At 73.6% G+C, this 11920-nt stretch carries 7 protein-coding genes; 4 read left to right on the top strand and 3 right to left on the bottom strand.

The window, feature by feature from the left end:
* Positions 1-44: 44 nt before the first annotated feature.
* Positions 45-2117 (bottom strand): acyltransferase, encoded by a 2073-nt coding sequence (locus H1226_RS00320; protein WP_258344788.1) that lies wholly within the window; start codon positions 2115-2117, stop codon positions 45-47.
* Between the two features lie 225 nt (positions 2118-2342).
* Between H1226_RS00320 and H1226_RS00315 the strand changes: the two genes are divergently transcribed.
* On the top strand, positions 2343-3542 hold the full coding sequence (locus tag H1226_RS00315) for a flagellar basal body-associated FliL family protein (protein WP_258344785.1): 1200 nt from the start codon (positions 2343-2345) through the stop codon (positions 3540-3542).
* A gap of 304 nt (positions 3543-3846) precedes the next feature.
* Here the strand turns inward: H1226_RS00315 and H1226_RS00310 are convergent, their stop codons facing one another.
* On the bottom strand, positions 3847-7086 hold the full coding sequence (locus H1226_RS00310; protein ID WP_258344783.1) for a glycosyltransferase: 3240 nt from the start codon (positions 7084-7086) through the stop codon (positions 3847-3849).
* A gap of 185 nt (positions 7087-7271) precedes the next feature.
* On the opposite strand from H1226_RS00310, the gene H1226_RS00305 reads away from it, so the two are divergent.
* From H1226_RS00305 to H1226_RS00295, 3 genes are read left to right on the top strand one after another with little or no spacing between them, the layout of a single operon-like run.
* Complete coding sequence (locus H1226_RS00305; RefSeq protein ID WP_258344781.1) at positions 7272-7598, top strand: hypothetical protein; 327 nt, start codon at positions 7272-7274, stop codon at positions 7596-7598.
* Complete coding sequence (locus H1226_RS00300; protein ID WP_258344779.1) at positions 7588-9057, top strand: sensor histidine kinase; 1470 nt, start codon at positions 7588-7590, stop codon at positions 9055-9057. Before H1226_RS00305 ends, H1226_RS00300 begins: the two co-directional genes overlap by 11 nt.
* Positions 9054-9716, top strand: coding sequence for a response regulator transcription factor (locus tag H1226_RS00295; protein WP_224966687.1), 663 nt, complete (start codon positions 9054-9056; stop codon positions 9714-9716). The genes H1226_RS00300 and H1226_RS00295 overlap by 4 nt, the downstream gene beginning before the upstream one ends.
* Positions 9717-10427: 711 nt before the next feature.
* Here H1226_RS00295 and H1226_RS00290 read toward each other — a convergent pair.
* Entirely contained in the window at positions 10428-11738 is a 1311-nt protein-coding gene (locus tag H1226_RS00290) for a UDP-glucose dehydrogenase family protein (RefSeq protein WP_258344776.1), read from the bottom strand.
* Positions 11739-11920 lie beyond the last annotated feature (182 nt).

The raw sequence follows: 11920 nt of genomic DNA, 5'->3' as shown, positions 1-11920 counted from the left end.
GTTCGAGTGATCGCCAGTCCGGTCGGCGCAGGTCACACCGCCGGTCAGGACCGGTGCGGCGGGAACCGGTCCAACGGGCGGGTCTCCTCCGCCTCCGGCGGCGGGGCGGCGTGCCTGCCGCGGCGGCGCGGCGGGGTGGCGGACGGGTCGGCCAGGTCGCCGGTGAAGCTGCGCGCGGCGGCGGGCTCGGCGTCCTGCTCGGCGCTCGGCCAGGAGACCGGCGGGAAGTCGCGGGCGGTCTCCACGTCCTCGGCGGGGTGGGGCTCGGCGGGGCGTTCGGGGTGGTGGTCGGCGTCGGGTCGCCGGGACGAGTCGGGGCGCCGGGCCGGTTCGGGGCGCGGGGTCGGTTCGGGGCGCCGGGTCGGATCCACCCGCCGGGTCGAGCCGGCGTGCTGGGCCGGTTCGACCCGCTGGGTGGGCTCGGAGCGCCGGGGCTGCGCGGCGGGCCGGGCCGGTTCCGGGCTCCGGATCGCCTCGGCGCGCTGGGTCGGCTCGGCGGGGGAGAGCGGATCGGCGCGCGCGGCCGGGTCGGGCCTGGCCGGTTCAGGCCTGCCGGGTTCGAGCCTGGCCGGTTCGGGCCGGACGGGTTCGGCGCGGTGGGTCGGCGGGTCGGCCCGGTGTCGGGTCTGCTCCGGCGGGCCGGCGGGCGCGGCGGCCCGCTCGAACCGGGGGTCGAGGTCGTCGCGCTCGGCGTGGGCCGGGTGGGCGGCGAGCACGGCGCGGCCGTCCCGAGCCGCGCGGCCCAGGTCGTCACCACGCGCCCGGTGCCCGCTCTCCCGGTGGTCGTACCGGTCGTCGCGGTCGTCCCAGCGTTCGCGGTCGTCGCGGTCGTCCCAGCGTTCGCGGTCGTTCCGGCTGTCCCAGCGTTCGCGATCGTCGCAGCGTTCGCGATCGTCGCGGTCCTCGTCCGACCAGTCCTCCCGGTCGTCCCAGCCGTCCTCGTCGTCCCAGCCGTCCCGGTCGTCCTCGTCCGCCCAGCCGTCCTCGTCCGCCCAGCGGTCGCCGTCCTCCCGGCCGTCCCGCGGGCGCTGCTCGGCGGCGCGGGCGGGCCGGTCCGGCGCCACGTAGCGGCGCAGCTTCATCGTCGGGTCCTCGACGAACACCCAGGACGCCGTGCCCAGCACGTACGCGATCGGCGCCGCGCACAGCAGCATCACGTACTGGTTCGCGATCCCCGCCATCGCCAGCAGCTGCTGCACCGGGAAGCCCCACACGTACACGCCGTAGCTGCCGTTGACGAACCAGCCGGGCACCGTCAGCCGCGACGGCCAGAAGTGCCCCGCCACCACCACCGCGTAGCTCGCCACGAAGGTCATCAGGAACGACGCCGCGATGCTGTTCGGCATCGCCGCCAGCACCACCAGCCCCGCGAGCGCGGCCGTCGGCGACAACGGGACGCGGTACAGGTTCAGCACCACGCCCAGCGCGAACGCCACCAGGAACGCCACCAGCGACTCGACCGGGACGCTCAGCAGCGCACCGCCCGACTCCGCGCCCGGGATCTGCTCCAGGTGCCGGTCCCACACCACCAGCGCGACCAGCGCCGCGACCGCCAGCCAGCGCCACCGCTGCTTCGCCGCGCCCAGGAGCAGCAGCGCGTACAACCCGCCGTAGGCGAGCAGCTCCATCGGCAGCGTCCACAGCGAACCGTTCACCGCGTCCGGCCACGGGTTCGCGGTGAACACGCCGGGGAGGGTGTGCTGCAGCGTCAGCATCCCGGCGTTGTTGACGACGTAGCCCCAGGTGTCGTGCGCGGCGAAGTACTCGCGCACCGGCAGCGTCGTCACCAGCGGGCCGACGATCAGCGCCATCCCGAGGGTCACCGTCAGCATCGGCGGCCACAGCCGCAGCACCCGCTTCGCGGCGAACCGGAGCGGGTGCGGATCGCGCACCCAGCTCTCGGTGATCTGGAATCCGCTCATCGCGAAGAAGCCCATGAGCACGCCCTCGTCGGGCTGCACCGGCCATTCCGGCGGGAACAGTTCTCCCGTTCCGACCAGCGGCGAGCTGTGCCCGTAGATCACGACCAGCGCACCGATCATGCGGATCCAGGCGAAACCGTGCGAGGGCTCGGCGAACCGCTCCGGATGGGCGTGGTCGACACGCTGCGTGCCCATCCGTTTCACCCCCGCGATGTCACCGTCGATCCCAGCCTCGACGCCGAGTAGCGTATCCGGTGGCACCGCGATCTCGACGCGCGTTTCGACGAGCGCGACCGCGCGCGGTTGCTCACACCGGGCGGATCGTTATCCGGCCGGTGCATCGCGCGCACTCCTGGGGGTGCAAAATGACGATCGATCGCACATCGGCAGCGACTCGTGAAAACCGGAAAGGGCGCATCGGTGACCTGGCAAGACGAGCTGCACAACCTCGACGCCGAACTCGCGGCAGGCAGGATCTCCGCCGAGGAGTACCGCTCCCGGCGGGACGCGCTGATCGGTAGGTCGCAGGGCGGGCAATCCGGACCCGCATCCGGCGACCTCCCGCAGCAGCAGCCCGGCACGCCCTCCGGTGGCTTCCCCCAACAGGGGACCCCGCAAAGTGGTCAGCAGAGCCCGTTCCCGCCCGCGTTCAACTGGGGCGCCGCCGCGGCGCAGGGCGCGCAGGCCGCCCAGCAGCAGCCGCAGCAACCGCAGCCGTCGAACGAGTCCACGCAGGTCGTGCCGAACCCGATGGCGCAGCAGTCGGAGAGCACCCAGGTCGTCAACGTCGGCCAGCAGCAGCCGTGGGCCCAGCAGCAGCCCGGCTGGAACCAGCAGCCCGGGTGGAACACCGGTGAGAAGGCCTCCCCGTGGGGCGAACCGGAGCAGCCGTCGGCCCCCGAGCACGGCGACACCAGCTGGATGCGGCAGGGCCCGGAGGTCTTCGAGGTCGGCGACGGCGGTTCGAAGGGCAAGACCATCGCGGGCATCGCGCTCGGCGCGGTGCTGCTCGTGGGCGTCATCGTCGCCGGGGTCTTCTACTTCACCTCCGGTGACGACCAGGCGGAACCGCAGCGCCCCACCGAGCAGCAGGCACCGCCGGTGCCCACCAGCGAGCCGCTGCCGGAACCGCCCGCGCCGAAGCCCGCGCCGGCCGCCACCCCCGAGGTCCTGGTGGCCGTGCCGCCGGGCCAGCCGCACCCGTACAACGGTCCGCTGGACCGCGCGGCGCTGGAGAACAGCCCCAAGTCCGGAGTGCTGCGGGACCCGGTGCGCGCCGCCGCGCTGCAGGGCGGGCTGATCGACGCGTTCTTCAGCCGCAGCGACGGGGCCGCCACCTCGGTGCTGATCGCGGTGCGGATGCCGGACCAGACCGCGGCGCAGTCGGTCGCGGAGGCCTACCTGGACGACCAGCAGGGCCTCGCCGCGGACGAGGACCTGTCGTACCGGGGCGTGGAGGTCATGACGACCGGCGGCGGCGTGTACCGCACCGCCTACGTGGCGCACGGCTGGGCGGTCATCGTGGACGTGAACGCGCCGGACAAGGCGGCCGCGCAGACCGCGTTCAAGGCGCTGCTGGACCAGCAGCTCGCGCAGACGCCGCCGACCGTCCGCGACTGACGGCTCCCGGACACCGACGGCCCGCCATCCCCGGGATGGCGGGCCGTTCCACGTCGATGCCCCTGCCCCGTCCGCCGACTCGCCCCGCGCAACACCGAGATGGCGGAACCTCACGGCCCGGCGAGTCCGGCCGTGTCCCGTCAGCGGCGAAGCCGCTGAGCCGCCGACCACCTGATCAACGGGACCACCCGCGGGTTCTCAGCGCCCTCCTCGCGAGGACAGCGTTTTCTCCTGTGGCGGAGAAACGATCCCGCAGCGAGGAGGACGCTGAGGTTCCGCCACCCCACCACGACGCGGACCGAGTTCACAGTTCCGTCTCGAGGAGTTTCGCGATCGCTGCTCGGGATACGTCCGGGCCGAACTGGGCGGCGATGCCCGCCTTGCCCGCCGCGGACAGCCGCGACCAGGTGGCGTCCTCGGTGAGCAGCCGGACCACGGCCGCCGCCAGCCCCGCAGCGTCGTCCGAGACGAGCACGTCCTGCTCCGGCTCCAGGTGCATGCCCTCCATCGCCAGCGTGGTGCCCACCACCGGCACACCCAGCCCGAGGGCCTCCCCCACCTTGCCCTTCACGCCCGCGCCGAAGCGCAGCGGCGCCAGCACGACCCGGCTGCGCTCGTACAGCGCGGCGAGGTCCGGCACCCAGCCGTGCACCTCGACGCCGTCCCCGGCGAGCGCCAGCACCTCCTCGGTCGGGTTGGAGCCGACGACGTGCAGCACCGCCTCCGGGCACCGCTCGCGCACCAGCGGCAGCACCTCCGCGGCGGCCCACTCCGCGGCGTCCCGGTTCGGCGGGTGGTCGAAGCTGCCGACGAACAGCACGTCGCGGCGGCCGTGCGGGAACTCGGTGCCGTCGCGGACGTCGTGCACGTTGGACAGCACCCGCACGTCGGCGTCCGGCACCAGTTCGCCGAGCAGCTGCTGCTCGGCCTCCGACACCACCAGCGTCACGTCGCAGGAGCGGACCAGGCCGAGCTCCATCTCGCGGGACGCGAACGCCTTGCGCAGCAACGCCTTCGCCACGTCCGGCTCGCCCTGTTCCTCGGCCAGCGCGGCCTGCCGCTGCAACCGGAGGAAGTGCACGTCCACGGTGTCGTAGGCGAGCACGGCCTGCGGCGCGCGGGTCCGCAGCTCCTCCACCAGGCTCCACGCGACCTGCGGGCGGGACAGCACGGCCAGCGAGATCTCCGAGCCCGCCTCGGCGAGGAACGCCTGCTGCAGCTCGGGTTCCGGCAGCACCGTCACCCCCGCCTGCTGCAGCTCGGTGGTGTAGGGCTCCAGCTTCGCGTGGTTGCCGGGGAAGAACACGACCCGCGCGCCGAGCTCCACGAACTGCTCCAGCACGCGGCGGATCCGCACCGAACCGGAGTCGAAGTCGGGGCGCGGCACCTGGTGGTCCTTCACCAGCACGATCGGCCCGTGGTGCCCGCGGGCGCCGCGCTGCCGGGCCAGCCACAGGTTCCGCGGCGAGGCCTCCGGCAGGTGGTCGGCGAGGACCTCCCGCCACTTGTCCACGAACACCTGGCGGTTCAGCTCCTGGTGCCGCTTCACCCCGGTGGACAGGTCGGTGCCGTTGGAGACGCCTTCGTGGTGCACCACCACGGCCTTCGGCTGCACCACGGTGCGGTAGCCGGCGGCGCGCACCGCGAACGCCAGGTCGGTGTCCTCGTAGTAGGCGGGCGCGAAGCGGGTGTCGAAGCCGCCGACCTGGTGGAACACCTCGGCGCGCACCAGGATCGCCGCGCCGGAGCAGTAGTCCACGTCGCGCAGCACGTTGTGCTCGGAGGCGTTCGGTTCCCCGTTGCGCCCCAGGTTCCAGCCGGTGCCGTCGGCCCAGACGATGCCGCCGCACTCCTGCAGGCGGCCGTCCGGGTAGACGAGCTTCGCGCCGACCAGTCCGACCCGCTCGTCGGAGTCCATCGTGGACACGAGCAGGTCCAGCCAGGACTCGGTGACCTCGGCGTCGTTGTTGAGGAAGAACAGGTGCCTGCCGCGCGCGTGCTGCGCGCCGAGGTTGCAGGCGCCGATGAACCCGAGGTTCCGCTCGGCGCGCACCAGCCGGACGCCCTCGCACTCCGCGAGCCGCACCGCGCTGTCGTCCGGGGAGGCGTCGTCCACCACGATCACCTCGAACGGCACCGACACCAGGTGCCCGCCGAGGAACCGCAGGCACTGCCGGGTGTAGGGCCACTTGCCGTGCACCGGGACGATCACGCTGACCACCGGGTCGTCGCTGCGCGGCACCGCGACCGGGCCCGTCTCGGGCGCCTGCTCGGCCGCGACCGCGCCGGGCTGCCTGCCGAGGGCGAGCTCGTAGACGTCGCGGCGGGCGGTGCCGCGGGGCGCGACGCGCTCGACGACGGTGCGGTACTTGCGGACGGCGCGCTGCACCAGCGCCGAGTTCTGCGCGACGAGCTCGGCGTTGCGCTCGGCGAGCTCGGCGGCGGTGCGCTCGGCCTCCGCGGTGCGCAGCTCCAGGCGGGTGACGGTGTCGCGGAGCCACTCGATGCGCGCCGCGTCCCGGTCGGCACCGAGCCGGGCCTGCTCCAGGCCCGCTTCGAGCTCGGTGCGCAGCCGCTGCTGCTCGTGGACCTGCTCGTCGGCGCGGGACTCCTCGGCGCGGCGCAGCTCCTCCAGCCGGGCGACCGCGCCCTTGAGCTCCTCGGCTTCCGCGCGGCTGCGCTGGTAGTGCTCGTTGAGCTTCGCGACGTCGGCGACCGCCTCGTCGCGCTGCTCGATGATCGGCCGCACGTCGGCCTGCCCGGCCCGGCGGGCCAGGGTGAGCTCGTCGTCCAGCAGCACCGCCGCGGCGGGCAGCTTCGGCAGCGGCCGGTCCGAGGCCACCCCCAGCAGGTAGGTGTGCGGCAGGCCCTGGCGCACCGACCACGCGCCCGACCCGTCCTGGTGCAGCGTCTGCAACCGGACGCCTTCGATCGCGGTGTCCGGGTCGCCCGGGTCGGCGGGGGTCAGCACCGAGCCGACCGCCGCGTTCTGCCGCAGCACCGCCACGTGCCGGAACGCGCCCTCCAGCAGCGACTCGAACTCGGGGCCGGTGAGCTCCTTGACGTGGAACGGGTTGTCGTTGCCGTGCTCGTGCTGGTAGACGTCCGTGTCCGGAGTGCTGACCAGGAACAACCCGCCCGGTTCGAGGCGGGACCGGACGAGGGCGAGCACCGCGTCGTGCTCGGCGACGTGCTCGATCGCCTCGAAGCACACCACCACGTCGAACGGCTTCTCGTCGGCCAGCACGTCCGGGTCGGTGATCGAGCCGGTGCGGAACGAGACGTCGCGGGAGCCGTAGCTCCGGGTGGCGTGCTCCACGGTCGCCGGGTCGACGTCGAGGCCCACGACCTCCGCGCCCTCGGCGGCCAGCAGCGCGGCCCCGTAGCCCTCGCCGCACGCCAGGTCCAGCACCCGCTTGCCGCGGACGAACCGGGCCGCCAGGGCGTACCGGTGGTAGTGCTCGTAGATCACCTGCACGTCGTCGGCCCAGGGCACGCAGCGCTCCCCGGTCCAGTCGATCAGCCGGTCGCCGTCTTCACCCATCGCGCCTGCCCTCGGCCCCAGTACCCGTGCCGGTCCGCGATCGCGGCGGCACCCGTTCGTGGTGCAGGCTAGCCGCTGGGCGGTGCCGCCAGGCGCGGGATCCGCGCAACCTCCGGCGCCCCGCATGAGAAAGTTCTCATGCCCTTCTCATCCTCCGGGGCCAGGAAGGCGGCGACGATGCGGGCATGAGGCCGGTGAAGAGGTTGCCGCTGCTCATCGCCGCGCTCGCGCTGCCGATCACCGCGGTGCTGCTGGGCTACGCGCTGAGCAACGGCCCGCGCGCCCCGCAGGTGCCTGCCGAGGTGCGCGTCGGCGACCTGGTCGGGCCCGCTCCCAGCAGGCCGGCGACGCCGCCGGTCGTCGCCACCTCGGCGCCCGCCGACCTGCCACCGCCGGAACCGGAGGACGACGACGACGATTCCGATGATCCCGACGACTCCCCCGACGACCCCGACTCCCCCGACCACCCGGACCACCCCGACGCCCCGAGCCGGCCGGACGATGACGACTGAGCAGGCGCGCCGCGGCACCCGCGTCCCCGCCCGCGCCCAGATCATGGGCTGGATGCTGCTGGTCCTGGTCGTGGTGCTGACCGGGATCGTGCTGCTGGTGTGGCGGTTCCTGCACAACGAGGCGATGAACAAGGTCACCGCCGCCCTGGAGCAGGAGGGGCACGAGTTCGTCAACTTCGCCCACGTCGGCCGCGACCCCGCCACCGGCGTGCCGATAGGCGACCCGGAGGTGCTGTTCGAGACCTACCTCGGCCAGCAGTACCCGGACGCGTGGGAAGCGCTCATCGGAACCTGGGATACGCCCACCGGCTTGCAGATGCGGGTGCAGTCGCAGGACAAGGGCACCCGCGCGGCGGTGCACGACCCGGGCCTGCTGGAACGCATCTCGCACACCCCCGCCCGGGAGGGCACCGCGCGCTCCAGCGCCGGACCGCTGCGCTGGGTGAAGGTGGAGGTGCACACCCGCGACGGCGGGCACGCCTGGTTCATCACCGGGCACTTCACCGCCGCCGACGTGTCCGAGGTGCACGAGGTGGTGCGCACCCTGGTGCTGGTCAGCGCGTTCGGCGTGCTGCTGGCGGCGGCCTCCTCGTGGGTGGTGGCCGGGGCGATCCTGGCACCGGTGCGGGTGGTGCGGCAGACGGCCGCGGAGATCAGCGAGCACGACCTGACCCGCCGCATCCCGGTGGAGGGCCGCGACGACATCGCGGCGCTGGCCTACCAGTTCAACGCGATGCTCGACCGGCTCGAATCGGCGTTCAGCACGCAGCGCCAGTTCGTCGACGACGCCAGCCACGAGCTGCGCACCCCGATCACCATCGTGCGCGGGCACCTCGAACTGCTCGGGGACGACCCGGAGGAGCGCGACGAGGTGGTGCGGCTGTGCACCGACGAGCTGGACCGGATGACCCGCATCGTCGAGGACCTGCTGATGCTGGCCAAGGCGGACCGGCCCGACTTCGTGCACCCCGCCGAGGTGTCGCTGGCCGAGCTCACCAGCGACATCGACGCGAAGGTGCGCTCCATCGCGGACCGGCGCTGGGTGCTGGAGAGCATCGGCGAGGGCGACGTGGTGGTGGACGCGCAGCGGCTCACCCAGGCCGTGGTGCAGCTGGCGCAGAACGCGGTGCAGCACACCGAGGACGGCTCGGAGATCCGCATCGGCTCGGCGCTGAGCCTGGGCCGGTTGACGCTGTGGGTCACCGATCGCGGGCCGGGGGTGGACCCGGCCGAGGTGGAGCAGATCTTCGCCCGGTTCGCGCACGGCAGCGGTCCCGGCCGCGGCGGCGCCGGGTTGGGACTGGCGATCGTCGCCGCCATCGCCGAAGCGCACCAGGGGCGGGTGCGGGTGCTGTCCGAACCCGGGAACGGGGCCACCTTCGGCCTCGACCTGCCCGCCTGGCCGGGCGCGGTGCCCGGCCTCGTCCCGTCCGCGACCGCCGAGGAGGCCCACCCGTGAGCAAGATCCTGATCGTCGAGGACGAGGCGCGCATCGCGGCGTTCCTGGAGAAGGGGCTGCGCGCCAACGGCTTCGGCACCTCGGTCGCCGGGGACGGCGCCACCGCGCAGGAGCTGCTGCTCGGCGGCGACCACGACCTGGCCGTGCTCGACCTGGGGCTGCCCGGCAAGGACGGGTTCTCGGTGCTGCAAGCGGTGCGGGCGCAGCGGATCACCCTCCCGGTGATCATCCTGACGGCGCGGGACTCGGTGCACGACACCGTCGCCGGGCTGGAGGGCGGCGCCGACGACTACATGACCAAGCCGTTCCGGTTCGAGGAGCTGCTGGCGCGGGTCCGGCTGCGGCTGCGTTCGGCGGACCGCGCGCCGGACGTGGCGGTGCTGCGCGACGGCGACCTGTCGCTGGACCTGCGGACCCGGCGCGCCCAGCTGCCGGACGCGACGGTGGACCTGACCGCCCGCGAGTTCGCGATGCTGGAGCTGTTCCTGCGGCACACCGGCCAAGTGCTGTCCCGGGAGCAGATCCTGTCCCACGTGTGGGGCTACGACTTCGACCCCGGTTCGAACGTGGTGGACGTGTACGTGCGGGCGCTGCGCCGCAAGATCGGCAGCGAGCGGATCCGCACGGTCCGCGGCATGGGCTACCGCCTCGGTTCCTGAGACCCGATCCGGTCGGCGGCGCGGTTCCGGGGGCCGTCGGCGTCACCCTGGGTCGCGGTGGCCGGTGCCCGTCCGGGACGCCCGGCGGTGCCGTGGTCGCGCTCCGCGCCGAGTTGTGCACACCTGTGGACAACTTCGTCCACACCTGTGCACAACCGGTCGCGGAGCGGGTGCCGCGCACCCCCGGGAGCTCGGGGAACGGAGTTGTCCACAGGCTGTGGAAGGAATGTTTGCGCTGGCCCGGTGGTGCGAGCGCGCGTTCACCGGCCGGTCGTCCACCGGTTCCGCGCCGGACCACCACCGGCCCACCACCACCGGCCCGGCGCACGGCCCGCGGGCCGCCCGTCCACAACCCCCGCGGCACCGGGAACGACCCGCCCCGACGTCCGGCACCGCCCCTCCGGCCTCACCCGTCCCAGCAACCCCTCATGCCCCAGGGTGACCACTCCGCCCCCGCGCAGCCCCGGCGGAGCGGCGGACCGCCCGCCTTCGCCGCTCCCCAGCGGCCCGTTGCTGTTTCTTGTCAGCGGCGAAGCCGATGAGCGGCGACCACGTACCCAGGCCGACCACCCGCGGGTTCTCAGCGGTTCCCTCGCGAGGACAGCGATTTCTCATGTGGCGGAGCCACCTGTGAAATCGATCCCGCAGCGAGGGGACCGCTGAGGTTCCGCCACCCGAGCACGACGCAGACCGAGTTCAACGACAGAACACTCAGCCGACGGGGAGCCTGCCCACGCCTCGCCAGGAGATCCCGGCCCGCCGCAGCACGTCCGGGTCCAGGTGGTTGCGGGTGTCCACCACGACCGGCCCGGCGAGCAGGCCCGCCACCCGCGGCCAGTCCAGCGCGCGGAACTGCTGCCACTCGGTGAGCACGACTAGCCCGGCGGAGCCCTTCGCCGCCTCGTACGGGTCGTCCACCAAGGTCACCACGTCCCGCAGCGGCGCCTCGTCGCCGCGCAGCCCCGGGTCGCAGGCCACGAGTTCCGCGCCGCGCGCGGCCAGCAGCTCGGCCACCGCCAGCGCCGGGGAGTCCCGCAGGTCGTCGGTGCCCGCCTTGAACGTGAGGCCCAGCAACCCCAGCCGCACCCCGTCGAGCGAACCGGCCACGCCGACCCCGCACGCGTCGGCGACCTTCGCGACCATCTGCTCCCGCTGCCGCGCGTTCGAGTCGATCGCGGCGCCGAGCAGTTCGAAGTCGAACCCGACGGACTGCGCCACCTGCAGCAGCGCGGCCGTGTCCTTGGGCAGGCAGGAGCCGCCCCAACCGGGCCCGGGCTGCAGGAACGACTGCCCGATCCGCCGGTCGTAGCCCATGCCCTCGGTGACGTCCGAGATGTTGGCGCCCAGCCGCTCGCACAGCTCCGCGACCGCGTTCACGTAGGACAGCTTCGTCGCGAGGAAGCAGTTCGCCGCGTACTTGACCATTTCGGCGCTCGGCGCGTCGGTGAGCACCGTCGGCGCGCCCAGCCGGGCGTAGAGCGCGGCGACCCGCTCGGCGGCGTCCTGCGAAGCGGAGCCCACCACGATCCGGTCCGGGTTCAGGAAGTCGTGCACCGCGGAGCCCTCGCGCAGGAACTCCGGGTTCGACACCACGGCCACGTCGGGACGGCCGACGAGCTCGGCGACCCGCGCGGAGGTGCCCACCGGCACCGTCGACTTGCACACCAGCACGCACCCGGCGGGCAGTTCGGCGGCGACCTCGGCGACGACCGATTCGACGGCGGCCAGGTCCGCGCCACCGCCGGAACCCATCGGCGTGGGCACGCAGAGGAACACCACTTCGGCGTCGGCGACCGCACCGGCCGAGCCGAGCACGAACTCCAGCCGCCCGGCCGCGATGCCCTCGGCGACGAGCTCGCCCAACCCGGGTTCGAGGATGCCGACCTCGCCGCGGGACAGGCGGGCGACCTTCGCGGCGTCCACGTCGCTGCACACCACCCGGTGTCCCAGCGACGCCAGGCAGGCGCCGGTCGTCAACCCGACGTACCCCGTCCCGACGACCACGATCCGGCGAGCGAACACGGCGACCTCCACAGCGGCGGCCCGACCGGGAAATCCCCAGTTCGGGAAGCTGACCTCGCCCGAATCGTGGCACACCGGCCGGGCGGGGAAGGCCGCTTCGGCAACTGTTCACGCGCTGCTGCTCGGGTGGTGACGCAGCGGTGCACGGCAGTTCACGACCCGATCAGTACTGCACAACCGCA

It is taken from the genome of Saccharopolyspora gregorii, assembly GCF_024734405.1.
Lineage (GTDB): Bacteria > Actinomycetota > Actinomycetes > Mycobacteriales > Pseudonocardiaceae > Saccharopolyspora_C > Saccharopolyspora_C gregorii.
The sequence above is the reverse complement of the archived record's forward strand: the minus strand, read 5'-3'. Positions and strand labels throughout refer to the sequence as shown.